The 25,569-nt window shown below is 38.0% G+C and carries 25 protein-coding genes; 21 read left to right on the top strand and 4 right to left on the bottom strand.

The genetic code is table 11. From position 1 onward, the window contains the following. The 7 genes from CEF17_RS08410 (at window position 1) to CEF17_RS08380 (ending at window position 6,438) form a co-directional block, all read left to right on the top strand. Window positions 1-711 carry a cytochrome c biogenesis CcdA family protein gene (locus tag CEF17_RS08410; protein WP_054637814.1) on the top strand — a complete coding sequence of 237 codons (711 nt, stop codon included), beginning with the start codon at window positions 1-3 and terminating at the stop codon, window positions 709-711. A gap of 96 nt (window positions 712-807) precedes the next feature. After that, on the top strand, window positions 808-1,734 hold the full coding sequence (locus CEF17_RS08405) for a F510_1955 family glycosylhydrolase (RefSeq protein ID WP_157842987.1): 927 nt from the start codon (window positions 808-810) through the stop codon (window positions 1,732-1,734). 208 nt (window positions 1,735-1,942) lie between these two features. Next, on the top strand, window positions 1,943-2,647 hold the full coding sequence (locus CEF17_RS08400) for a response regulator transcription factor (protein ID WP_054637817.1): 705 nt from the start codon (window positions 1,943-1,945) through the stop codon (window positions 2,645-2,647). Next, window positions 2,644-4,062, top strand: coding sequence for a HAMP domain-containing sensor histidine kinase (locus CEF17_RS08395; RefSeq protein ID WP_100399134.1), 1,419 nt, complete (start codon window positions 2,644-2,646; stop codon window positions 4,060-4,062). Before CEF17_RS08400 ends, CEF17_RS08395 begins: the two co-directional genes overlap by 4 nt. Further along, complete coding sequence (locus CEF17_RS08390; RefSeq protein WP_100399133.1) at window positions 4,049-4,279, top strand: hypothetical protein; 231 nt, start codon at window positions 4,049-4,051, stop codon at window positions 4,277-4,279. The genes CEF17_RS08395 and CEF17_RS08390 overlap by 14 nt, the downstream gene beginning before the upstream one ends. A 348-nt stretch (window positions 4,280-4,627) precedes the next feature. After that, window positions 4,628-5,797 carry an FtsW/RodA/SpoVE family cell cycle protein gene (locus CEF17_RS08385; RefSeq protein WP_232725467.1) on the top strand — a complete coding sequence of 390 codons (1,170 nt, stop codon included), beginning with the start codon at window positions 4,628-4,630 and terminating at the stop codon, window positions 5,795-5,797. A 308-nt stretch (window positions 5,798-6,105) separates the two neighbouring features. Further along, entirely contained in the window at window positions 6,106-6,438 is a 333-nt protein-coding gene (locus tag CEF17_RS08380; protein WP_054637823.1) for a four-helix bundle copper-binding protein, read from the top strand. Between the two features lie 326 nt (window positions 6,439-6,764). Here the strand turns inward: CEF17_RS08380 and CEF17_RS08375 are convergent, their stop codons facing one another. From CEF17_RS08375 to CEF17_RS08365, 3 genes are all read right to left on the bottom strand, one after another. Beyond that, window positions 6,765-8,132 (bottom strand): cell wall-binding repeat-containing protein, encoded by a 1,368-nt coding sequence (locus CEF17_RS08375; RefSeq protein WP_232725466.1) that lies wholly within the window; start codon window positions 8,130-8,132, stop codon window positions 6,765-6,767. 378 nt (window positions 8,133-8,510) lie between these two features. Further along, on the bottom strand, window positions 8,511-9,350 hold the full coding sequence (lgt, locus tag CEF17_RS08370; protein WP_100399132.1) for a prolipoprotein diacylglyceryl transferase: 840 nt from the start codon (window positions 9,348-9,350) through the stop codon (window positions 8,511-8,513). Window positions 9,351-9,589: 239 nt separating this feature from the next. Beyond that, window positions 9,590-10,654 (bottom strand): acyltransferase family protein, encoded by a 1,065-nt coding sequence (locus CEF17_RS08365; protein WP_100400853.1) that lies wholly within the window; start codon window positions 10,652-10,654, stop codon window positions 9,590-9,592. Between the two features lie 307 nt (window positions 10,655-10,961). On the opposite strand from CEF17_RS08365, the gene CEF17_RS08360 reads away from it, so the two are divergent. From CEF17_RS08360 to istB, 3 genes are all read left to right on the top strand, one after another. Continuing rightward, window positions 10,962-11,612, top strand: coding sequence for a hypothetical protein (locus tag CEF17_RS08360; RefSeq protein ID WP_100399131.1), 651 nt, complete (start codon window positions 10,962-10,964; stop codon window positions 11,610-11,612). A 316-nt stretch (window positions 11,613-11,928) separates the two neighbouring features. Then, complete coding sequence (gene istA / locus CEF17_RS08355; RefSeq protein WP_232725458.1) at window positions 11,929-13,485, top strand: IS21 family transposase; 1,557 nt, start codon at window positions 11,929-11,931, stop codon at window positions 13,483-13,485. A 1-nt stretch (window position 13,486) separates the two neighbouring features. Next, window positions 13,487-14,254: an IS21-like element helper ATPase IstB gene (gene istB, locus CEF17_RS08350; protein WP_100399060.1), complete on the top strand. Its 768-nt coding sequence runs from the start codon at window positions 13,487-13,489 to the stop codon at window positions 14,252-14,254. Window positions 14,255-14,467: 213 nt separating this feature from the next. Here the strand turns inward: istB and CEF17_RS08345 are convergent, their stop codons facing one another. Continuing rightward, window positions 14,468-15,169, bottom strand: coding sequence for a response regulator transcription factor (locus CEF17_RS08345; RefSeq protein ID WP_100399130.1), 702 nt, complete (start codon window positions 15,167-15,169; stop codon window positions 14,468-14,470). Between the two features lie 581 nt (window positions 15,170-15,750). Between CEF17_RS08345 and CEF17_RS08340 the strand changes: the two genes are divergently transcribed. The 11 genes from CEF17_RS08340 to CEF17_RS08295 all read left to right on the top strand — a co-directional run bounded on the left by CEF17_RS08340 (window position 15,751) and on the right by CEF17_RS08295 (window position 25,533). Further along, on the top strand, window positions 15,751-17,301 hold the full coding sequence (locus CEF17_RS08340) for a multicopper oxidase family protein (protein ID WP_100399129.1): 1,551 nt from the start codon (window positions 15,751-15,753) through the stop codon (window positions 17,299-17,301). Between the two features lie 25 nt (window positions 17,302-17,326). Then, window positions 17,327-17,488 (top strand): rhodanese-like domain-containing protein, encoded by a 162-nt coding sequence (locus CEF17_RS08335; RefSeq protein ID WP_198508932.1) that lies wholly within the window; start codon window positions 17,327-17,329, stop codon window positions 17,486-17,488. A gap of 233 nt (window positions 17,489-17,721) precedes the next feature. Beyond that, a complete protein-coding gene (locus CEF17_RS08330) occupies window positions 17,722-18,684 on the top strand; it encodes a D-alanyl-D-alanine carboxypeptidase family protein (protein WP_100400852.1) in 963 nt (320 codons plus the stop codon). A 156-nt stretch (window positions 18,685-18,840) separates the two neighbouring features. Then, window positions 18,841-19,140 carry a metal-sensitive transcriptional regulator gene (locus CEF17_RS08325; RefSeq protein ID WP_100399128.1) on the top strand — a complete coding sequence of 100 codons (300 nt, stop codon included), beginning with the start codon at window positions 18,841-18,843 and terminating at the stop codon, window positions 19,138-19,140. A 30-nt stretch (window positions 19,141-19,170) separates the two neighbouring features. Beyond that, window positions 19,171-19,380, top strand: coding sequence for a copper ion binding protein (locus tag CEF17_RS08320; RefSeq protein WP_100399127.1), 210 nt, complete (start codon window positions 19,171-19,173; stop codon window positions 19,378-19,380). A gap of 405 nt (window positions 19,381-19,785) precedes the next feature. Then, window positions 19,786-22,251 (top strand): heavy metal translocating P-type ATPase, encoded by a 2,466-nt coding sequence (locus CEF17_RS08315; RefSeq protein ID WP_100399126.1) that lies wholly within the window; start codon window positions 19,786-19,788, stop codon window positions 22,249-22,251. Between the two features lie 420 nt (window positions 22,252-22,671). Beyond that, entirely contained in the window at window positions 22,672-22,803 is a 132-nt protein-coding gene (locus CEF17_RS20860; protein WP_269799450.1) for a hypothetical protein, read from the top strand. Window positions 22,804-22,818: 15 nt separating this feature from the next. Continuing rightward, window positions 22,819-23,529 (top strand): DUF421 domain-containing protein, encoded by a 711-nt coding sequence (locus CEF17_RS08310; protein ID WP_100400851.1) that lies wholly within the window; start codon window positions 22,819-22,821, stop codon window positions 23,527-23,529. Between the two features lie 45 nt (window positions 23,530-23,574). Further along, entirely contained in the window at window positions 23,575-23,700 is a 126-nt protein-coding gene (locus CEF17_RS08305) for an FbpB family small basic protein (protein ID WP_083465515.1), read from the top strand. Window positions 23,701-23,977: 277 nt separating this feature from the next. After that, window positions 23,978-24,493 (top strand): VanZ family protein, encoded by a 516-nt coding sequence (locus tag CEF17_RS08300; protein WP_232725465.1) that lies wholly within the window; start codon window positions 23,978-23,980, stop codon window positions 24,491-24,493. A gap of 104 nt (window positions 24,494-24,597) precedes the next feature. Next, on the top strand, window positions 24,598-25,533 hold the full coding sequence (locus tag CEF17_RS08295) for a DMT family transporter (protein WP_100399125.1): 936 nt from the start codon (window positions 24,598-24,600) through the stop codon (window positions 25,531-25,533). The last annotated feature ends 36 nt before the right edge of the window (window positions 25,534-25,569 follow it).

The following is a 25,569-nucleotide window of genomic DNA, read 5'->3' as shown; positions in this document are numbered from 1 at the left end:
ATGGGAGATGTCACCATTTTACTAGCCTTTGGGGCGGGCGTGTTATCCTTTGTTTCCCCGTGTAACTTGCCTTTATATCCTGCTTTTATTTCTTATATCACGGGAGTATCGGTAGATGAATTAAAGAGGGAAGACAAGAAATTGCCACCTTCAGCGATTATTCATACGATCTTTTTCTTGCTAGGGTTTTCAATTATTTTCGTAGTACTTGGAATGTCTACGAGTTTCATAGGTTCCTTGTTTATGCAATACAATGATTTTATTAGGCAAATGGGTGCTATATTTATCATTTTGTTTGGTTTAGTTATCCTTGGCATTTTCCAACCAAGCTTCTTGATGAAAAACAAACAGTTGAAGTTTAAAAAGAAGCCATCTGGCTATGTCGGGACTAGCTTTATTGGAATGGGTTTTGCTGCTGGTTGGACACCATGTATTGGACCTATCCTTGCTGGGGTTATGGCATTGAGCCTAACAAATCCAGGGTCTGGGATGATGTATATGGCGATTTACAGTCTCGGTTTTTCTATTCCATTCTTATTGATGACATTCTTTATTGGAAAATTAAACATCATTAGGAAATATAGTTACCAAATCACTAAGATAGGTGGATCTGTTATGGTGATAATGGGGGTGTTTTTGTTTTTCGATTGGATGACACAAATTACTTCTTTTCTAGTTAATCATGTATTTGGTGGATTTACAGGATTTTAAAAGAGGTTATACTATATGAACAAATAAACTGTATCAGTTAACAGTACCCAAGAATAGAAAAAAGAAGACTGCATGAGAGATAGGAGGATACATTTTATGATAAAGATAAAGTACGGTCTATTCGCATTAGGGATATCTTCATTAGTGTTGGCTGCTTGTGGTGATTCGGATAGTCCCGGTATAGGAGTAGATTCTTTTACCCATGTCCACGGTCTTTCATATGGAGCCGATGCTCCTTATGATTTATACATGAGCACACACCATGGACTTACTAAAAATGATGAGGAGAGAAATTGGGAGTGGGTTGGTGAACCAGAAGAACGACATGATTTGATGGGCTTTGCCATTTCAAATGAGGGGACAATGATTTCAAGTGGTCACCCCAATGCACAATCAGATTTAGAGAATCCCTTAGGGCTCATGATTAGTGAAGACGATGGGGAAACGTGGGACCCAATTGCCTTACATGGAGAAGTCGATTTTCACTTATTAGAGGTAAATGCCAATGACCCAAGCATCATTTATGGGATTGATAGCCATCAAGAAGGGCTCTTTAAATCAACGGACGGAGGTTACAATTGGGACCGTGTAGAAGCAAGCGGATTTCCTGACAGTGGATCCATTGCTTCCATTGTTTCCGATCCAGGGGATCCTGAATCTTTACTCGCAGGAACGGAACACGGGATCTTACAGTCAGATGACGGGGGAGAAACATGGGAAGAAAAAGATAATACCAGAGTAATGTATAGTGCTACGGGTGCAGGAGAAGCTGGACATATTGTTGGCTATGTGGTGGATCACCAATCGGCAGTCCTTGCAAAAAGTGATGATTTTGGAGAAACATGGGAATCACTTCACTTATCCCTTGAAGAAGATGTAGGAACTCATGTAGCTGTCCACCCTTCCGAGGAAGGGGTGTACGCTGTGGGTACTTTCCATGAAAATTTATATGAAACGAGAGATGGAGGGGAAACGTGGGAGTTGCTTGCTGAAGAAGGAGTACCCGGGGGGCAAGGGAATTAGTTTTTAATAGCTCTGTTTTTCTTCAGTACCCCCAGGTTTCTCATCTCTTCTACTAATTCCTTTTTAGGGGTCAAGAAAAGGAATAGGGGAATGCTTCATATTAAGGAAGTTAACTTTCTCTAAAGGAAGTTAGCTCTGTGAATTTAGCATAGTTAGATAAAGAATTTGCTTAACTTATGTATTTGTTAGTTAGTGGAGGTAAGGCTCGATGGGGAATAGGAAAATCCTGATTGTTGATGATGAGTGGTCCATGCGTAACCTGCTAAAAATCTATTTACACAAAGAAGGGTTTGATTATAGTGAGGCAGCTAATGGAAAAGAGGCCTTACAAACGATAGGATCTTACTCTTTTGAAGTGATAGTGCTGGACCTAATGATGCCCGACATGGATGGGATAGAAGTTTGTAGAAAGATCCGAGACCAAAGTGACGTTCCTATTTTAATGCTAACAGCACGAAAAGAGACGAAAGACAAAGTGGAGGGTTTAAATATGGGGGCAGATGACTACTTAACAAAACCCTTTGAACCAGAAGAACTTGTAGCTAGAATAAATTCTTTAATAAGAAGAAAAAGTACAAGTTTCCTCCCAACAGTGAAAGAAAAGGTCCTCAAGATTGACGGTTTAACCATTGATCATGTCAGCAGGAAAGTTATAGTACACCAATCAGTCATAGAAGTTACCCCTAAGGAATTTGATTTGCTTCACTTATTGGCCAACCATCCTGAAAGAGTTTACACTCGTGAAAACATTTTAGATATTATTTGGGAAGGGGATTTTATTGGATATGAACGCACGGTAGATACCCACGTAAAAAGCATTCGGTCCAAGTTACGAAAAGCTGGATTACCGTTTAATCCAATTGAAACGGTATGGGGTGTAGGTTATAAGTTCAATCCGGGACATAAACAATGAAGTGGAATAGGATCAGTGTAAAGCTGGGCGCTATTATAATTACCCTTTTCCTTTTGGTTTTACTGCCATTAGGTTTTGTCATTAACCAAATCCTCTCAGGTTTTTTCCATCAACAATTGGAAGAGGAGACCAGTCAATTATCTTCTCATTACGCCAGTTTAATTGAAAATAATCAGGATGATATGATTGTCCCAATGATTCAAAGAATGGCTGAACTCTCTCAAATTCCTATGTATATTACCAACTCTGAGGGAGAAGTAATAGCTCTTGCCCACCTTGCTGGGGTAGAGGAAGGACAGTTAATTACTCAGGATGAAATGACGGAACTTTTAACAGGTCGTACAGTAGAAAGTCTTTATGAAGACCCGGAAGGACAGTCCTATTATGCGATAGGCACACCGTTTTTCTCCGAGAACTCCTTTGAAGGAAGTGTATTCGTCTTATCTACTATGGAAGGGTTGGAGCAATCCCTCCTTCAAGTAAGAAACTTGTTACTGCTATCTGGGGCAGGAGCCTTTTTTTTAGCACTAGGATTTACCATTGTAGTATCGAAAAAATTATCTACACCCTTATTGCAAATGGAAAAAGCAACACGCAAAATTGCGAAGGGAGAATGGGAAACGACAGTACCCCAGAATTCAGGAGATGAAATTGGTTCGTTAGCTAATGCGATTAATGACCTTGCTAGCGATTTGAAAAGATATAGAGATACCAGAAGAGAGTTTTTTGCAAATATATCTCATGAGTTAAAAACCCCTATTACCTATTTAAATGGGTACTCCAAAGTGTTAAAGGAAGGGCTATATCAAACAGAGATGGAAAAAAATGAATATTTAGATATTATCCAGGGTGAATCCCAAAGGTTGTCGCAACTTATTAATGATATATCGGATCTTTCACAAGCAGAAGAAGGAAAGATAAGTTTGGAGCTCGAATGGGTGGATTTATCTGAAGTTCTTGAAGGGGTTATAAGAAAGACAGCTCTCAAAGCTAAGGAGAAAGGTTTGGATATTCATTTGAAAATTGATAATCACCTTCCTTTAATATATGGGGATGGTTTACGTTTGGAACAGATCTTTCTAAACTTAGTTGAGAATGCAATTCGCTATACAGACAAGGGTTTTATTTCTCTTAGCACTCTAAAATCTGACAAACAAAATGTGATCATTCAGGTAGAAGACTCAGGAAAAGGAATATCCAAAAAAGACCTCCCCTATATCTTTGATCGCTTCTATCGTGTGGAAAAATCTAGGGCGCGCCAATATGGAGGAACTGGGTTAGGGTTAGCTATTGTTAAAAACCTAGTTGAACTTCATAATGGAAATATTGAGGTATCGAGTCAATTGGGAAAAGGAACAGTAATTATAGTAGCTTTCCCTATTAATAGGAGGGAGAAAAGGGATGAGGGGTTTTGATTGGTTTGTAGCTGCGGTGTTAGTTGTGATTGGTCTATCATGCTTAACCATGTCGGCCACATGGATGTTCAGTCCTGATTCCTTACAATATTATGCAGCAACTCTTTTTCATATCTGTTTGTGGGTAATGACACCCTTAGCCGTACTTCTTCTTGTGTATATAACACTTAGAATGTATATAAAAACAAAAGGGAAAAGCATTAAGAATAGAGATTGAAAACATTAAGGATAGGATTGAAAAGACATTTAATTTAATAGTAAAGGGGGGAACTTCCCATATCGGAAGTTCCTTTTTTACGGTGGCTTTTCCTACATTTAGCCTCTTTGCAAACAAGGGCTAAACCCTTTTCTAAAACAGCCTGAACACCTTTCCCTCGTTAATTTTTTGTGTGAATAAGCACATTTTCTTCCTAAGTACATACTTCTTTCACAAACTTTTGTTAAAGTAATTCCGTTATTAAATTGTTAGAGCGAAAGGACTGTGTTGATAGATAACTTGTAAGGTCGGTATTTTACACTCCAAGAGTTTAAAAGAGAAAACAAATGTAATAAGGGAGAGTGAAGTGTGAGAGAACTTAACACAGAAGAAAAACAGTATGATATTAACATTCTTTTTGTTCTATTTTTATTTGCTGTAATTAGTTGTTTATACATTCTTTACGCCCAGCAGATGCCTCAATACAATGAAAATTTTGCTGTCAGACAATTGATTTTTTACTTTGTTGCCTTTGGCGTGGTTTTTGCAGTCATTCATTTTGATTTTGAATACTATGCTAACTTGTCTTGGGTGCTTTATGGGTTTGGTCTGTTTATGCTGCTAGCCCTTGAATTCGCCCCACAATCAATTGCCCCTACTATTGCAGGGGCGGTACGATGGTTTCGAGTTCCTATCATTGGTTCTTTTCAACCCTCTGAACTGGTCAAAATATTCATAATCATTACTTTAAGTACTGTGATTTATAAACATAACCTTCAAAAAACCGCGGCTAATCTTAAAGTCGACTTGTGGCTCCTATGTAAGATGGCATTCGTTGTTCTCCCACCTGTACTTCTACTACAGAGACAACCAGATATGGGAATGGTTATGATGACAGGGGCTATTTTTCTCTCCTTAGTTATTGTATCTGGAATTTCCTATAAGTTAGTATCCTTGATTATTGGAGGACCAGTATTACTATTTACTGGCTTTATTATTGCTTTTTTCCGGTTCCCAAGTTTTGTTGAACAATACTTTTTCAACTTTATATCTGATTATCAAGTGAGGAGGTTTTACGGCTGGCTAAACCCGGCAGAATTCTCAGATGAAGGGTATCAAACAGTTCAGGCAATGACGGCAATTGGGGCAGGACGGTTATATGGAAATCCAGAGGCAGATGTTTATCTTCCTGAAGCCCATACCGATTTCATTTTTGCGGTGATAGGAATGGAACATGGATTTTTAGGAGCTGCTCTAGTTATCACTCTTTACTTTGTTTTACTGTATCAAATTTTGATGACGGCCCTTCGCTGCCATAATAGTTTTGGCACCTACTTATGTGCAGGGGTGATTGGTATGCTTTCGTTTCAAGTGTTCCAGAATGTTGGAATGAACCTTGGGATTTTGCCAGTAACCGGATTTACACTGCCTTTACTAAGCTACGGAGGAAGTTCTCTTATTGCTACAATGTTTGCTATTGGTATTGTCCTAAGTGTAAGCTATCACTCAAAAAAATATATGTTTGAAAGTCAGGAATGATAAAAGTAAATTACATCGTTTGCATAATCATTAGCAACCATTTTGGATCAGAATATTAGTTATGGTGGTATGATAAGTGGCTCAAGCAACAGAATAGCCAACATGATGGAAGCTATAAAAGCTTTATTGAATCCTAGCCTGAAAAAGAGAGTTTTCCATAATAAACGGTAAGTGACAAGGGACTGCAAATAACTTGTCCTAGCGAAAAGTCTGGAAACCAATAAAGGAAACTCAATATTTTCCGTTTAGTAGGAGTTTCTGCAAGGAAATAGAGCAATAGTGAATTCTACAAAAAGGAGAGGATCGGATTGATACATGAACAACGTCAACAAATGCTTCAAACGTTAAATGAATGCATTCAGGAATGCGAACACTGTTATCATGCTTGTTTACAAGAAGAACATATAAATATGTTGGCAGACTGTATTCAATTGGATAGAGAGTGTGCTGACATATGTGCGCTAACCGCAAAAGCATTATCTCGTGAATCTTATTTTACTAAGGATTATCTTGAACTATGTGCAAAAATTTGTGAAGAATGCGGGAAAGAGTGTGAAAAACACGATCAGCATGAGCATTGCAAAAGATGTGCTGAAGCTTGCTTTAAGTGCGCGGATGCATGTCGAAAGGCTATTGCATAAAAAGAATCTCATTATTGGCTCCGAGGTTTTTGCTACCTTCGGAGCTTTTTTGAGGTTTGTCTCGAAGCGAGCTGAAAGCATACCAAATTGAAAAAATAGTTATTTCGCAAAGTAAAGACTAAGCAATTAACATAGAGTAAATAGTATATTCGCTTTCTTTTTTAGCTACCTAGTAAAACCTATATCTTTAACCATAGCAAATGGGAGTGATAATCAGTTTAGCTTTATTTTTTGTCGTCCAATTGTAGCTCAGTTTTTTATTTAAAAACCATTTAAAAAAGCCTACACAAAAGTGTAGGCTTGGCCTGGTCTCAAAGGTGTTTCTATTAGTGTCCTCCATGGCCATTGAGACCTTCAAGTTCTAATTTCTGATCAATAATTCCTTGTGTTTCAAAAGATATATCATCGAACGTTCCTAAAATGAAGCCGTGGTTATAAGGACCTTCCATCGGGTTGTTTTCAAATATCGGTTTAAGTGCAGAAAAATATTCGTACACTTCGTCGGTTAATTCTCCTTCTTCCAGCCAAATCATTGGTGCATGTTTACCAAGATGCGCAAATGGGGCACCGGCTATAGCTAAATAAGGGGTATCAGTAGAGATGAAAGATAGACCATGACCCGGTTCATTAATTCCCCAACCGAAATCATTATCATCATCTCTAAATTGTGCAAAGGCAACTGAAAGTTCTGCAGGAGATTCACCTTCTATTCGTTCTACTTCCCCGTACTCGTTTAGTTCCTCTTCCACATTAGCACTGATTGCACTTTCACTGCCTAAAAGGTAGATATTAGCGTTTCCTTCTCGTATCTCTAAGGCTTCTGAAGTAGCCTCTGGTATTTCGTCGCTATCTACGTATAAAAGACTTTCATCCATGTGGGCAATCCAGTTTCCTGCCACTGTGGTTAACTCTCGGCTTTCATCTTCCATGGAGCCAACTATTACGTTTTCTGGAGCTTCTCCAATAATTGAAGCATACGCTTCGTCTATTTCATAAGCAAAGGACGCTGGGTCATCTTCTTGTATTTGTTCTACGTTATACTCATCAAGTTCCTCAATGACTGAATCACTTACACTTCCCATGACTATAACTTCAACGCCTTCATCATTTCCTTTTGGTTGTAAACGACTAATTTCTTGGGATACAACCTCGGGAATATTATCAGATTCTATAAAAAGCGCAGGGCCATCATTAGGATGGTGGACCAAATTTAGACTTGCTAAAGAAACTTGCCAATTATCTTCTGGTACAAGAATGACTGTACCTGGTTGATTTTCCTCATAAACTGCAGGCCATACTGTTTGAGATACTTGAACAGCAAACTCGATCGTGTCATTGTTATCAATTCGAGTAATGTTTTTTGTCTGATTGTCGATTAAACCTTGTGTGGCATTTTCATTAAGGGATTCAGGAGGAGTGGCCGCTTTTTCTCTTATTTCTTCTTCACTGCCACCCTCCATGTTATGATCCATATCCCCATGATCCATATCCCCATGATCCATATCCCCATGATCCATATCTTCATGGTCCATGTCCCCATGGTCCATGCCTTCCTCCATATCTTCACTCTCTTCTTCTACGTTCTCATTCGTAGTATCCTCTTCAATCACCTCAGGTTCTTCCTCGTTATTACAGGCAGCTATGATAGCAAGAAGTCCTGCCGTACTAAGTACCTTAAAAACTTTCTTTTTCATTATAATCCTCCTTATTTATGATCTATGTATAGTAACAAAGGACATTATAGCAAGTAAATTTGAAAAAACTATGGAGATAGTTTGAGCTTCAACAAAGAAGTTGATTTCTAGTTTTCTTTGTAAGAGGCGAAAGCTATTAGTTGGCTAAAAGTAAATTCACCGGTACAATCACTACATATAATGGTAAGTGCTTCTTTCCTTCTTTTTTTCTTTTATAGATATCTCAAAATCCACTTTTGTAGTGTATCATTTTAATTTTCTAAGTTGCAATTCGTAATACTGCTATTGCAAGCATGGTTAGAAGCAGCACATTCTATTTTTTCCTTGTGTGCGTTTCTTGCAGTGAAAGTGGTCTTGTTTTGGTTTATTTCTTTGGCTCTACTTCTTTTCTTCTGTTTTTTGATAATAATCATCTAAGTAGCTTCTGTTGGCGAATCCATTTTTTCGGCGGTACCATATAAGGAATAAAGAACTGAAAATAAGGATTAAAGATATAACCTGAGCAGTGCGAAGTACGTCAAATATCATTAAACTGTCTGTGCGTAACCCTTCAATGAAAAAACGTCCTACAGAATACAAAATGAGATAGGTGAAAAACAGTTCACCTTGTCTAAGGTTCACTCCCCGAAGCCAAAGCAAAATAGCCAAGACAGCAAAATTCCAAAGTGATTCATATAAAAAGGTTGGTTGATAATATGTTCCATTAATGTACATTTGATTAATAATAAATTCTGGAATCATAAGTGTTTCCAAAAACTCTCTTGAAACGGGACCTCCGTGAGCTTCTTGATTCATAAAGTTACCCCAACGGCCGACAGCTTGTCCCAATATAATGCCGGGTGCTACTAGATCTGTCAGCTTCCAGAAGGAAATGCCCCGTTTCTTAGAAAAGACAAATATAGTCACAAAGGCACCTAAAAGCCCTCCATGAATTGCAAGACCTCCTTCCCAAATAGCAAATACTCTTGCGGGATCATATATATATGTTTCCCATTCAAAGACCACATAGTATATTCGGGCGGACACAATGGCAATAGGGAAGGCCCACATTAAAAGGTCTGCAAATATCTCTTTCGATAATCCTCTTTTTTCAAACTCTCTAGAGACAAGAAGATACCCAAGGAATGCACCGAAACCGATAAGCAATCCATACCAATAGATTGTAAAAGGCCCTAGTTCAAAAGCGACACGATCATAGGGCTGTATTGCTAATAACATGTATTACACCTCCTTTTTTCTTTTTATGTTTTTCATAATGAACAGGTAAAATTGTTCCCTAAAAAAGACGGAACGGGTTAACAGAAAAATCCCTCATTCGCTTAAGCATATAAGAAAAATGTGATGGTTTCTTGAAGCCACAAAGTTTTATTAGAAGCAGAAGAACCGCAAAGTGGGGGAAGTCAGTTTGCGGATGGAGAGAATATTTCTATCTTTAATATTTAGTACATAGTATTTTTCTAACCACGGCTGTTTTGGGTTTTTGTCTGTTTGGGTATAGGGATAGGCTTGCCTATTAAAAACTGGGTGATTTGAAAAGGGGAGGCCAGTTTTGCAACCGTATAAGAACAAAACATACTAAACGCAACAGCAAAGATAAAATAGACCAGTGGATTTAAAAAATCGATAGGTGGTAAATAAAAAAGAAAAAAGGTGTGTAGTAAATAAATATTAAAAGAGTACTTGCTTATTAAGAGAATAAAGTGGGGAACTTTCTTTACATATAAGGAAAAGAATATGATAGCTCCAATTACACTAGAAGTATAAAAGAGATTATCGATTCTCTTAGAGGAAACGACAGGTAAGATATCACTTCTCACTAACACAAACATAATTATCAAATTAATCATAGGAAAAAGAATAATTATTTTTTTATATTTGATTACTAGTTCTTTTAGAGACTCATAATTTTTTCCACAATAGTAACCCAATACAAAGTAAAAGATCCATCCGACAAATGGCAACCAATGCCCCCTCTGCCAAATGTAATCACCTAAAGGTATAGCTAAAGGTTCAGTAAAGTTAAAAAATGATAAATAAACAACATTGATGATGAGGGAGACAAGAATCACTTTAACTGGTGACCAATTTTTCAAAAATTTATGTAGGAAAACATGTAAGATGTAAAACTGAAAAATAATTAAAATAAAGTAACCCGTATAACCCCCTAGGAAAACATTAAACAATGACTCGCGTATAAATCCACTCAGACTATCCGTGGTTATAAAGGCAAAGACTAGCCCCATAAAAACAAAGGGAAATAACAAATATTTTACACGCTTTAAAAAAAAGCCGTGAGGCACCTTATTTGGGTAAGAGCGTGCTAGGAGTAATTCAGATATAAAGACGAAGGCCGGGGTACCAAAAAAAGCAGCAAAGCGTACAGCAATTAAGAAATATTCTTCAAACTGAGCCACAGTGTGTTCATAATTGGTTAAAGTAATATTTACAGAGTGAATGACAACTACGGCCAAACAGGCAATCGCTCTCACCCAATATATTTCGTTTATGATTTTTTTTTCCAAGATCAACACCTCTCTACAAGGACAGACACGCACCTGAGGTGCTTTTTTATGCAGTATGCCCTTGTCCACACCTATTACATTCCTATAAGTTCTGTAAGGTTAAAAGTATAAATCTTAAATATGCAGAAAGTATGAAGTTATCAATGTTATTAAAGTGAATTCGTGTTTAAAAGAAATAAAGAAATTTTTTTACAAAAGGCTTAGGACCAGTCAGTTTATATTATTAACTTGTTTTTTAAATGAAGTACTTCATTATTTCTTCAAAGAGCTATGAAATACTAGTAAAAAAGCAGAAGGAGGAATGAGGGTGAAACTTTGTCGAAAACATATTGTATATGGGGTAATTACAATACTTATATCATATTTATTCTTTTTGACTAGGTCAGAGTGGGATCCAATGCACGCTTGGAATAGGGCTTTTGCTAATGTTTCTCTCTTGTATCTTTTTATTATTATGTTTCTTGGGCCTTTCTCTAAGATTAAAAAAGGGGTTGGGAAGTGGCTGCCTGCGAGAAGGGAACTTGGGATTTGGGGAGGAATTGCTGCACTCATTCATATTTTTATTATTTTTGATGGTTGGATTGAGTGGGAGTTCTCACGCTTGTTTGTCGTATTTAGTCCTGTTGAGGGAAGCTTCTTTCTTCATCCTGGATTTGCCATAGGAAACATTATAGGAATAGTTGCTACGATCTATTTAATCTTTCTCTTGCTGACCTCAAATAATAAAAGTATGCGTTTCTTGGGTCAAAAAACATGGAAGCACGTACAACAAAAAGCAGGCATATATTATATGTTGGTTGTGTTACATACTACATACTTCATTTTTTTACACATGCCTCAAAATCCTAATTGGATCCAAGGGCCGTTTTTGATTTCTATTTTGGTTATTATTTTAGTACAGGGTCTGGCTTTTTGTAAGGAAAGCAAGAAGTCACGTTCCAAGATGAATACAAAATAAAAGGAAAATGTTGGAGAACGTGTCTTTACGAGTGATCCCTTTAACCTCCAAGAAGGGAACATGCAAAGAAAATAAACAAAGGTATTTGGTTACAGAGAATTTCAGACAGGAGAGTCTCCATTCATTTCTGTAATTAAGGATATTGTTTTTTCACATTCCTAAAGATTACACTGTAGCTTTTGTCAATAGAATACTGGCTTTTGTAACTGCTAGACTAAGTTGAACAGTTACTGCTTGATTGATTTGAGCGCTTTTCCCCTACTTAACACCTCTTGTCATGTACACTATAAAGAAAATGTGTGACTGGCGGAGGGGAATGAAGGTGGAGAAATTGGAAAAGCATGTTTATGTTCATCAGCTAAGAAAAGAAGGGTTTTCTGTGGCAGCGATTGCTAGAAAGTGTAACTTATCAAGGACTACTGTTTATGCTTACTTGAAGAGGGATTTTGAGGATGCAAGCGAATGGGTGTACCAACTAAAAACCAGGAAGCGGAAGCTGGATCCTTATCAAAATCATTTACTCCAGTGGTTAAAGGAACACCCTGACCTTTCGGCTTCTCAGATTTCAGATTGGTTAGAAGAACGTTGTTCTTTTAAAGATGTGGGGGCAAGCACTGTTCGAGCTTATGTTAAAGAACTAAGAAAAACATATTGTATTCCTAAAGTAAAAGAAGTCCGAACCTTTGAAGCCATCGAAGAACTCCCAAAAGGCAAACAAATGCAGGTTGATTTTGGAGAAAAGAAAGTTTTTACTTATGAAGGCAAAACTAAAAAGCTATACGTTATTGCCTTTGTCCTCTCGCATTCTCGCTTTAAATACGCAGAATGGCAGGATCATCCGTTTACGACTCAGGATGTGTTACGAAGTCACGAGAATGCCTTTCAGTATTATGGAGGGATCACAGAAGAAATTGTTTATGACCAAGATAAATTAATGACCGTCAGTGAAAATGGAGGTGATTTTATTCTGACAGAAGACTTTCAGGCTTATAAGCAACAAAGAGGATTTCGGATTTACTTATGCAGGAGAGCAGATCCTGAATCAAAAGGGAAAGTAGAAAACACAGTAAAATTCGTAAAACACAACTTTGCGAAACATCGAGTATTTTATGACATAGAAACATGGAATGAGCAATGCCTTGCCTGGTTAGAACGCAAGGGAAACTTCCAAGTACACAATACAATAAAAAAGAGACCAGTCGAAGTGTTCGCCCTGGAAAAGCCACACTTACGAAAAGTCTCTTACCTACTCTCTTTCGAGAGTCACCGTGGGTTAAGTATATCAAGAACCGTTCATAAGGACAACATCATAAAATATCATTCGAATCGCTACTCCGTCCCGTTAGGGACTTACCAAGCAAACGGAGAGAATACGGTGTACGTGCGCATAGAAGAAGGACACCTTATTATTGAAAAAACTCCACAAGGAAAGCAGATTGCGATTCATCCTCTGGCTGTTGGAAAAGGCCAGCTTATCAAGAACACTCACCATTCCCGAGACCGATCAAAAGGTATACCTGCTTATATGGAAACAGTAAAAGGCTCCTTTGATCAGAAAGAGGATATCCAACGGTTTCTTGAAGAGATCCATCAACGTTACCCAAGGTACATAAGAGACCAATTGAAGATTCTCCAACGTGCCGTGAAGCAGTACCCTTCTTTCGCTCAACAAGCGATTGAAATATGCATAAAAGAAAATTTGTGGAGTGCCAACTCGTTTGAAGATGTAACCAGATATCTAGCAAGGAACCAACAATTTGATCGGTCCCTTCTCCCAGAAAACCTTCCTTCCATTCCTTATTCAAAAGCGTGGGAGGAAACAGCAGAAGTGAGAAACTTGGAAAGCTACCTGAAGATTTTGGGAGGGGCCTAACATGAGTCTTTCTACGGAAAGTTTACAACGACAATTTCATCAACTTAGGATGGCAGAAACATCTAAAAGGCTGCCTCTCTTTCTGAGAGAAGCTGAAGCCCAATCCTGGACCTATCAAGAGTTTCTTCATGAACTCCTTACTTATGAAGAGAAGCGTAGAGAGGAAAAAATGATTGAAAAACATTTGAAATGGGCAAGGTTTCCGTATCAAAAGACCTTGGAAGAGTTTGACCTTGCGGAGCAGCCGTCTCTCAGTCAAAGACAGCTAAAGCAGCTCAAAGAGCTGTCTTGGCTGGAACAGACGTTTAATTTAATCTTTCTGGGGCCACCTGGCATTGGAAAGACGCATCTAGCTATTGGTTTGGGGTTGGAAGCCATTCATAAGGGATTTCGAGTTTCTTTTATTTCGATGGGAGAACTTGTACCCCTCTTAAAAACAGAGGAATACGTTCGGAAATCTCAGTTATCTATGAAACGTATTCGACAGGCTGACTTGGTTATCATCGACGACTTAATGTATATGGCTATGGATCAACAAGAAGCTAATTTATTTTTTCACTTAATCAATCATCTATATGAAAGAAGTTCAGTCATCTTAACTTCGAACAAAGGGCCCGAGGAATGGGGAGAATTGATCGGAGATCAAGGTATCACCACGGCCATCTTGGATCGCCTTCTCCATCGCTCGGAAGTCGTTCACTTGAATGGCGGCAGTCATCGAATTAAGTATCGTAAATCTTTGTTTCAAGCGAAAAGTGCTCAAACATAACGAGCAAAAAATGTTCATTTCCACTTGACGGTTACAGCTTTTCATGAAACGTATTGGAACTATATACACTAATTGTTAATGTATTTTAATGATATGTAGTGGAAGTGAAATCTTTTATTGGAGCTTGATAGGTGTTGGAAGAATTGGTTCCAGTCACTCCTCTTATCCAGGGAAACGGTGATACTCTTTTTTCTTTGAATAAGGGAAAAGGAGTTAATTACATTCTATATCTTCATTTATTACTTGGTATCCTATCTCATCGACTTTTTTAATGACGTTTGTTTCGAAGCCACTATCCTTTAGTTTTGTTCGGATGTTTCTTATATAAGAATCTATATTTATACTCTCACTTTCACCAGACAACTCAAGTTGAGCAAGCAGTTCTTTCGTATATACTTGCCCTGGGTATTGAGACATTCTCTTAAAAACAACAAACTCTTTATTCGTTAGAGGAATTTGTTGGTTTTGATAGGTCACGTGCTGTTTTTCTATGCTTATTTTTAATCCATCGGGGAATAGGATGACATCCTCCCTGACAGAAGTCCTTCTGCGGAGTACAGACAGAATGCATTTTTGTAAATCTTTCGGTTCAAAAGGTTTCACTACGTAATCGTCTGCTCCAAGGTTGATGCCTTCTACAATCCTTTCTTTGTCTCCTAGCGCAGAAATCAGGATCACGGGTACTTGATTCTTTTCCTTTTTCCTTAATTGATGAAGGATCTCTAATCCACTCATACCTGGCATCATGATATCTAGTAGAATTAAGTCGTGCTTTGTTTCTGTTACCATTTTCATAGCTTTTTTACCTGAAGAAGCGGTATCTATAGTAAATTTACTTGTAGGTTTAATACAAATACGTAAGAGTTTTCTCATTTCACTTTCGTCATCAATAATTAAAACTTTTTTCTTTGTCATATCATCACCTCATGACTGCTTTCCTAGTAAAAAGTACTGGTATTGTCTATGATGTGTTTTTCCTTTAGCTTTACAGAAGGTGCATTTATTTACATTATAAAAAGCTTTTATGAAGAAATTATGTATTCCTGATTCATTAGTTATTTTATCTAGAAAAGAATCTGATTACTATAGAAATAGGATGGAACAACTACGGCCACAATATAATCTAGTGTGGCTAACACTTAGTACAAATACCAAACAGTATACTTATAGTGGTATATAAATCCAAAAGGTGAAAATAAAAAGAGATCCCAGGTCTACTCAGGGATCTCTTTTGCTATTACCTGGGTGTTACGTAGTAATAAGTACCTTATGGTGAGATTATTGTGAGTATTTCTTATCAGGGGCCTTTTATAATAGGATTCTATTTTAAATTTAGAAAGTTTTATATCAAGCTTCTACAAATTATACTTGTGTTACCTCCAAGATGTTACTTTTTGTTACAAGTATTACTCTTTGTGCCCTCTGTATAAATTATTTAACTACATAATCTTTTCACATTTCCATGTCACAATAACAACTCATGGAGGAGGGTAAATATGGAAAAAAACAAAAAGTATATTCTTTTTTTCTCTACTGTTTTGTTAGTAACAGCTTGTTCAAACGAGAGTGTAAATGAAGAAATAAACGAGACTGGGGTTGTCACTGGAGAGGGGATAGCAATTGAGAATTCAGATAGTGATACTTCGACTAGTGAAAACGATAAGGAAAAAACCACCATACATATAACAGCGTCTGAGGAAGAGTGGTTTCTAAGTGAAGACTTTTCTTTTGACGCCTGGGTTTATAACAACACTTTGCCTGGTGAAGAAATAAGGGTCCAAGAAGGGGAAGAGGTAGAGATAAAACTGACAAATGATTTACCTGTTCCTACTGCACTCCATATGCACGGCATTCCGTTGGATCATGAGATGGATGGGGTTCCAGGGATTACTAAAAATGTGGTAATGCCCGGCGATTCCTTTACCTACGAATTTACCGCGAATACTCCTGGAACGTATTGGTACCATTCTCATCAAGACGGAGCCACCCAAGTAGAAAAAGGGTTATATGGTCCCCTTGTTATTGAAAAAGAGAACGATCAAAAGTATGACATCGACGAGGTATTAGTCTTAGATGATTACTCTTCTATGATGGAAGGCATGGAGGATCATGGCAATATGGAAGGCATGATGGATCATGGGTCGCACGGCGCGGTAGAAGAGATGACGCATGATGAAATGATGGTACATATGTACGATACCATGCTTATTAATGGTAAAGCTTCTCCTGAAATTGAAAGAGTAGAAGTGCAAGAAGGAGATGCAGTGAAGCTGCGTTTTGTAAATGCGGGTTTGTTTACACAAGTTATTCAAATCCCTGATCATAATTTTAAAGTGACCCATTATGATGGACAAAAAGTCAATGAACCTGAGACTCTTTCTAATACCTCAGTAACCTTAGGCGCTGCTGAACGAGTAGATATTGAAATAGAAGCTAACAACCCGGGAGCTTACGGAGTCGAAATATTTGCTGATACAAATAAAGATAACTTACACACAGTTCTACCATTTGTATATGAGGAGTATACAGGGGAAGAGCTTGCTCCAAAAGAGGTTGAAGCTGAATTTGATATTTTATCATATGGAAAACCAGCTGAATCTCTCAACCTAGAAGATGTAACCAAAGAATTTGATATGGTCCTAGACTCAGAAGATGGGAGGGGAATTTTTACAATCAATAATAAAAAAATGGATACGAAAACAGCCGAAGGGCATGAAGTATATGAAGTTGAAGAAGGTGATTTTATAAAAATGACCATTGCAAACGAAACAGAAGTGGATCATCCGATGCACTTGCACGGTCATTTCTTCCAAGTTATTTCTAGAAATGGTGAAGAGGTTTCCGGTTCTCCTATCATAATGGACACGTTAAACGTTCGAGAAGGGGAAGAGTATGAAATCATCTTTGAGGCTGATAATCCAGGAAATTGGCTGTTCCATTGCCATGAGTTCCATCATGCAAGGAATGGAATGGTTAGTGAAATTAAGTACGATGGGTTTGAACCCTCCTTTACTCCAGACCCTAATGCTCCAAATAAACCGGAATAAAAGACGTCTTATAACCTTCCACTATGTGCACAGGCAGGTTGATCCTATTTTGGCCTGCCTTTGCAACCAAGGTGAATTTACAGGACGGATGGGTATAGAAAGTGCCGATTATCTTGTCGAACAAGGTTTTCAAGATGTATTTAATTTTGGTGGAGGAATGGAAGAGTGGAATGGTCCCCTTAACTAAAGATAAGAGGTAAGGATAAAGGAACTGTTGAGTATTTTTCTCAACAGTTATTTTAGTTAAACTCTTTGAATGAAGGACGTTTTCTGACAAAGGTCAAAGAATTTTTACAAGAAAACTAATAAATCATCAATCTTCATCATATCTTCATATTTTATAGGTAAAGTAACATGGTGCTTTCTCTGAACTTAAATGATGTTGTATTTCTTACCTACCAAATAAAAGGGAGAGAAGTTATGTTTTTACTACCTAAAATCTTAGTTACAGCTATCATTGTTTATTTGTTATTTTACCATTCACCGCTTTCCTCCTCTGCCCAAGAGCGCCTGGACCTTTATAGTGAATCTGTTCTTTTAATGGATGGAAAAACTGGGGAAATAATATATGAAAAACAAGGCGAAAAACAGATGTACCCGGCATCCATCACAAAGATTGTTACTGGCATTCTTGCATTAGAAATGGGAAAGCCAGAAGAACAAGTAATAATTAGTGAAGAAACGACAACAATAGAAGGCACAAGGGTATATCTTCTAGAGGATGAAGTCGTCTCATTAGAACGATTAGTCCAAGGACTCATGATTAGTTCCGGGAACGACGCGGGTCATGCGATTGCTGAGCACCTGGCTGGAAGTGAAGAAGACTTTTCTGAGAAAATGAATGAATTTATAAGAAAACGTTTATATCTACAGAACACCAATTTCACCAACCCTCACGGACTATTTAATGAAAATCATTACACTACAGCCTATGACATGGCTGAGATTACGAGGTATGCTTTATCTAATGAGGATTTCCGGGAAATTGTAGCAACAAAAGAAATGGAATGGAATGGCAAGGGCTGGGAAACAACCATTTTTAATCACAATCGGATGCTTTGGAACTATGATGGTGCATTTGGGGTTAAAAATGGTTTTGTCCAAAGGTCTGGGTTTACCTTAGTAACCGCAGCCGAAAGAAATAACCGTGAACTTATTGTTGTTGTGTTAAATGCCGGAACTGCCGATCAGAGTTATCAGGACACCACAAGGTTATTAGACTATGGGTTTGAAAATTATGCCCAAGAAGAAATGAAGGAAAAAGAGTCTTTCTTAAACACAAACCCATCCCCTTATTACCCAAATGAATTAATAGAACCTTTGGAAAAATTCAGGATCTTGAAACTGGAAGTTATAGAAACCAGAGAAGAAAGAATGGAATAAAAGTCCAAATTATTCTTCTGGACTTTTATTTATTCTTGAGATACATAACTGGGGTATAGTAAGATCTATATAGTGGTATGTTATTCGGTCATATAACGGATCACATATTGTATAACTAGTTTTGAAAGAATGTTTATCAAGAAGGGCGTGAAATAGATGGAAGACCTCTCTAACCCATCTCCTAAAAGGGTAGTCCAGCCAAATAAACAACAATTATTGAATCGACTGAAACGAATTGAGGGTCAAGTTCGTGGAGTTCATAAGATGGTTGAAGAAGATCGTTACTGTGTTGATATATTAAACCAAATTGCAGCTATAAATTCTGCTGTAAATAAAGTATCACTAGCTCTTTTAGAAGACCATACTACCCATTGTGTCTCTAAAGCGGTAAAAGAAAATAGCGGTGATGAGGTAATAAGCGAGTTAATGGATGTTTTTCAACGATTAGTTAAGTAGTGAATACGACTGGAAAAGGAGGTGCATGTAATGCTAACGGAAACGTTTCATGTTAAAGGAATGACTTGCGGTCATTGTGTCTCCTCTGTGGAAAACAGTGTTGGAGATCTAGATGGTGTGGAAGAGGTAAAAGTTGAACTTGACAAAGGTGTAGTAGTGGTTTCTTTTAATTCTACCCAACTAAAACGGAAACAAATTAAAGAAATGATTGAGGATCTAGGTTACAGCGTCGATTCCTGATTATCCCCGCCTTGGCCTTCTCTTTACTAAAGAGAAGGTTTTTTTACTTCTATTATAATATCAGTACATATATAATATTATGTCACCCTTTACATACCATACAGGGGTATTGTATTATTAAAATAATTACGATTGCCTTCATTATTTTCCTTCCTTTAGTGAGAATAGTCACTAGGGCTCTTAAACATTTTAGATAAAATGAAAAAAACGCTAAAGGACGTGGTTATAAATGATGAATGAATTTGGTTGGAGCATGATGGGTTGGGGAATGATATTTTTCGTTTTCGTTTGTTTATTTTTCATTGGGCTTGTTATTTATTTTGCCGTGAAATTAGCGACAAAAAAACGTTAAAAGTATCTCAATATATTTGAACTTCCTTTACGTCTAGGAAAGGAGAGGAAATTATGACTGTCAGGACGTTTTCAATTCAGGGAATGAGTTGTGCTTCTTGTGTGAATCGAATAGAAAAAGAGATATCCAAACTCAAAGGAGTACATTCAGTAAGTGTGAACTTGGCGTTAAACCAAGCACAAGTGAAAGGGGATGAAAAGGAAGTATCCGCCCCTCAGATTGTTGAAGCCATTGATAAAGCTGGGTATAGTGCAAGACAAATAGAAGAGGAGCAAACTCGCCGGAAACTTACCTTTTCAATCGAAGGGATGAGTTGTGCTTCTTGTGTCAACAGAATCGAAAAAGCTGTTTTAAAAGTGGAAGGTATGCACGAAGTAAATGTAAACTTAGCTTCAAATCAAGCTCAAGTGACCGGAGAAAAAGGAGTGCTTTCTGTTGAAAGTGTAATAGAGGCAATTGATAAGACTGGATATAAAGCTACTTTAATCGAAGAAAAAGAAAATAGAGAGTTTAGAGATGAAAATGAAGAAGAAACAAAGAAATTGTTTAAAGACTTTACAATTGCAGCTATCCTTACCTCAATTGTTTTAATCGGAAGCATTCCACATATGATGCACGAATGGGGTAATTGGGTACCTGCTGCTATTGCAAGTCCGTTTTTTTTATTGTTATTAACCACCTATATCCAGCTAGTACCCGGGTGGAGATTCTATAAGAACAGTTATAAAGTGCTGAAAAATAAATCAGCTGACATGAATGTACTTGTGGCTATGGGAACAACGGCCGCTTGGTTTTATAGCGGGGCGATGACTTTGTTTCCAAGTCAGCTGACGGAAATGGGGTTTCCTTACCAACTCTACTATGATGTAACGACTGTTATTACTACACTTATTCTGTTAGGTCGTTACTTTGAAGCAAAAGCAAAAGGGCAAACATCTACAGCAATAAAAAAATTAATGAGTTTGCAAGCAAAGACAGCAAGAATAGTTCGAAACGGGGAAGAACTTGAGCTGCCAGTAGAAGAGGTTCAAATTAATGATCATGTCCTTGTACGACCGGGTGAGCGTATTCCAGTAGATGGAACGATTCTTCAAGGAAGATCTGCAGTGGATGAGTCGATGTTAACCGGTGAATCACTGCCAATAGAGAAAACTGAGGGAGATAAAGTGATTGGGGCTACTATTAACAAATCCGGAAGCTTTACCTTCCGTGCAACAAAAGTGGGGCAAGAAACTGCCTTAGCCCAAATTGTGAGAATGGTCAGTGAGGCCCAGGGGTCCAAAGCACCTATCCAACGGGTAGTGGATGTCATTTCAGCTTATTTTGTTCCAGCGGTTGTCATTTTTGCTGTTCTTTCATTTATTACTTGGTATTTTATCGGTCCAGAACCATCCCTTATTTTCGCCCTGACAACATTTATTGCGATACTCATTATTGCATGCCCTTGTGCTCTTGGCTTGGCTACACCCACAGCGATTATGGTGGGTACGGAAAAGGGGGCAGAAAATGGAATATTAATTAAAGATGCCACTAGCCTGGAACGTGCTCATAAAGTAGAAACTGTGATCTTAGATAAAACAGGTACCATTACAGAAGGTAAGCCTAAACTAACTGATGTGCTTCCTACTCCTAACGGTTTTTCTGAAAATGAATTATTGCAAATCGCTGCTTCTGTGGAGACTAGTTCCGAACATCCATTAGGGGAGGCAATCGTTGAAGGAGCGCAGACAAGGGGTATAGAGGTTCAAAAACCTGAATCCTTTGAAGCCATTGTAGGCCAAGGTTTAAAAGCAGAGATGGAAGGAAAAGACGTATTGATTGGCAACGTAAAATTAATGAGGCAGTATAACATTGAGTTAAAGGCATTTGAGGAAAAAGCCACACAGTTGGCTGACAAAGGGAAAACCCCTATGTATGTGTCAGTGAACGGAGAGTTTGCAGGGGTGATTGCTGTTGCAGATACCCTGAAGAAAGATACTATCCCTGGGATAAAACGACTTAAGTCCATGGGAATTGATGTGATTATGTTAACAGGAGATCATGAGCGTACGGCAAAAGCCATTGCCAAGGAAGCTGGAATTGATCACTTTATTGCTGAAGTATTGCCAGAGCACAAAGCAGAGGAAGTTAAAAAGTTGCAAGACCAAGGAAAGTTGGTTGCTATGGTTGGTGATGGGATTAATGATGCCCCAGCTTTAGCACAAGCGGATGTTGGTATTGCTATCGGTACTGGTACAGACGTGGCTATGGAAACCGCCAATATCACACTGATGCGTGGAGATATAACAAGTATCGCAACGGCTTTGCGTTTATCCAAGTCAACAATGAAAATGATTTGGCAAAACCTTACCTGGGCGTTTGGCTATAACGTGGTGTTAATTCCAGTAGCGGCAGGTCTTTTCTATCCCTTCTTTGGAATTTTGTTAAACCCAATGCTGGCAGGAGCGGCTATGGCATTTAGTTCAGTGTCAGTGGTTCTAAATACTTTACGATTAAGAAAGTTCAAAACAGCGGTATGAAAACAGCTATCTCCTTTTTTTCGCTCGTATGGTGAGATGTTGGATTAAGTACCGCGTGAGGAACTGGTTAAGATTCAAATAGGCCAAACTTAAAAGGCTGAAGGACAACAAATTTCCTAAGAGGACCTAAAAAATAAAAATGGAATGAAATTTAATGATAGTAAAATAACCTCACGAGTTTGTAAAGTGGGGTTATTTGTGTGCAATTTCTTTTCGTGTCCTACATAAAGCATCCAAACAGCAACCAAAGGTCTTTTTATGTAATGGCTCTTAGTACTTCCCAGTCATCAGAAAGTTTCTCGTCAGGGAATTATTAACCTTACCTTGTATAACTTAAATTTCACGTACCGTAGTATAAAATTTAATAACGTAAAGAAAAATCGTACACAATAAAACTAGAAAAAGAAAGGTGGAGGATGTATGAAAGAGAAGAAACAGACAAAAAAGAAAGAAAAGCAGCATGTTTCTCCCGGCCAGGAGGCTGAAGAAAGAAAGCATATGTCATATGCTGAAATTGAACAAGATAAAATGGATAGTTCTAAAAAATGGTAAGAAATTGAGGTGAGAATCCTGGAATTCTGGACAGGTTCAGAAGCACTTCCAATCACAGGATTTCTAATTAGGGCTAGTATCGTCTACATTTATATCTTTCTCATGGTAAAGATACTAGGTCAGCGATCGATGGGCTCTATTGATCCTTTAGATTTTATATTTGGTGTCGTGATCGGTGATATTGTCGGGGAGCCTTTATCAAGCGGTGATCTTCCGTTGGGTGGTCCATTAGCATCAGCAGGGTTAATAGCAGCCCTTCACTTTACCCTTACCTTTACGGCATTAAAAACACCGCGCTTCAGAAGAGTAATTGAAGACGAGCCTCTCATTGTCATAGAAAAAGGAAAAATTTTGCATGACCAATTAAAAAAAGCAAAAGTCACAATAGAATCCCTATTAATGGACTTACGGCTGAGGGATGCATCAGATTTAAATGAAGTGGATTATGCCATTCTTGAGGCAAACGGCCAAATAAGTGTAATTAAAAAGAGTGCCAATCAGGCTCTTACCCCAACAGACATGAACATGGACCCTAAAGATAAAGGTTATCCTAAGGTCATTATTGAGGACGGGAAAATTATTCATGCCAATCTTAAGGAATTAGGATCCATAGATTGGCTGAAAGAAGAACTGTTAAAACGTGGGCATAGAAATCCCCATGAAATCTTTTTACTGACCATCGATGAAACCTCTGGCTGGTATATCAGCCCTAAACAACAGGTATAAGATGAATCTTTTTTTTCCATAATGGAGAAAAAGGAGTGAAGAATATTGAGAAAAATTAAGCGTTTAACCTTTGAAGAATTAGTGAAGGTAAATAAAGTGGAAATCATGAAGGACAAAAAGATGCTTGAAGAACTTGAGGAAAGATGGGAAAATCGCAGAGCAGTCAGATAATATTATCATCGTACCAGCAGGAGCCTGTTGCTCTTTCTGGTTTTTTTATTTAGAGAATGGATTATGTATTTGCATAATCTTTCGTATTACATAACGCGACGAATTAACCGAATTAAATGATTTTCTTAGTCTCTAAATACTTAAAAAGCAGAGGAAAGGATTATGGTATTGTCTTGCAGGGTAAAGGTGTGTCGAACAGGCACTATAAAAATCCATTGTCACTGATTATAGATCATTTCATAATAAACATGCACCTATTAATTGAATAACAGGGGGAGTGATACATATTCTCCAGACGGAAATAAGCGATAAAAAAATAAGGTCTGTCCTAACCCCGTTGCTTTGGGCTGTATTTATTATTTATATGGCAGTTCTTTTCTATGTCACGTTGTTAGCGTGGAATTACGGAGCTTCCTTTGGGCCACAGGGTCCAGGCGGGAGAAATTACAATCTCGTTCCCTTTCGCAGCATTTATAGAATTGCTGTCTTCAGCCCGGGGTTAGCAGACCCCCTCCGCATATTAGCAGGGAATATTGTGCTTTTTATTCCTTTTGGTTTCATTTTAGGTTTGTTAAGCAGAAAAAAAAGCAGAGCAGTCTTGACCATTACTTTTGCCGCTATGCTTGTTTCTACTTTTATTGAAGTTAACCAGTTTATTTTTACGCACAGAGTGGCCAATATTGACGATGTCATATTAAATACCCTCGGAGCATTAATAGGAGTCATTGCTGCCATTTTCATTGGCTTTCTACTCAGGCGAGTGATATGGATTTCCGTGAAAAACCGTCAGTAAAAGGCGGTTTTTTTGAGGGAACGGGCCCTGCTCTTTCGAATGCCGAAAAAATGATACAATAAAAAGTGGAATACATAGCACTATAGAGAGAAGAGGATCGAACAATGAAAGAACGTCCAAAGTGGCTGGTTTATGTCATGCTTGTTTTTGCAACGTCAATGTGGGGGAGCGGCTTTATTGCCGGGAAAATAGCTGTGGAAGATTTTGGACCTTTTACTGTGGCGTTTCTCCGTTTTTTCTTTGCCGCGATCTTATTGTTTCCTCTCATGTGGAAAATGGAACCAAAGCGTCCTGCGGTTACTCGAAGAGACTGGCTGTTCTTTGCTCTTCTTGGTTTAACAGGAATCTTCATCTACAATGTCTGCTTTTTTCTTGCAAGCATGTATGCCCCTGTGGTAAAAAGTTCATTGTTTATTGCTACCAACCCTATTTTGATTTTACTATTATCGATTCTTTTCTTGAAAGAGAGAGTTACTCGTTTTCAAATCACAGGAATGATTTTGGCACTTAGCGGTGCAGCAACAATTATAAGTGAAGGAAACATGGGAGCCATTTTGACTGGCGGCTTAGAAGCGATTGATATTATTTTGTTTGTAGCAGTGATAACATGGGCATTGTACAGCGTGCTTGGAAAAGTGGTGTTAAAGAAGTTCAGTCCTGTAGTTTCGACTACTTATGCTGTCATGTTCGGAACAATCTTTCTTTTGCCTTTCTCCTTTTATGAGGCTTCTCCTCTCAGCTGGGTGGAAGCCTCACCTTCTTCCTGGCTGGCCATCTTACATATGAGTGTTTTTGTGACAGTGATCAGTTTTGTTATGTACTATGATGGGATCCAACAAATCGGAGCTTCAAAGGCAGCATTATTTATAAATGTAATGCCTGTTTCAGCAGTAGTGATGGCGGTAATATTTTTAAATGAATCCTTTGGCATGATACATTTAGCAGGAGCACTTCTTGTTTTTTCTGGAGTAACTTTAGGGACAAAAGTGATAGGGCCTCAGGAAAAGCCCGTTCCTTTCTTTCGGAAAAAGGCAGGATGAGGCTCAGACGATACCTTGCAGGCTGTAATAGAACGT

This window comes from Bacillus sp. FJAT-44742, assembly GCF_002797315.1.
Taxonomy (GTDB): domain Bacteria; phylum Bacillota; class Bacilli; order Bacillales; family Marinococcaceae; genus Thalassorhabdus; species Thalassorhabdus alkalitolerans.
Note: the sequence above shows the minus strand (reverse complement) of the source record. Positions and strands in the feature narration are given on the sequence as shown.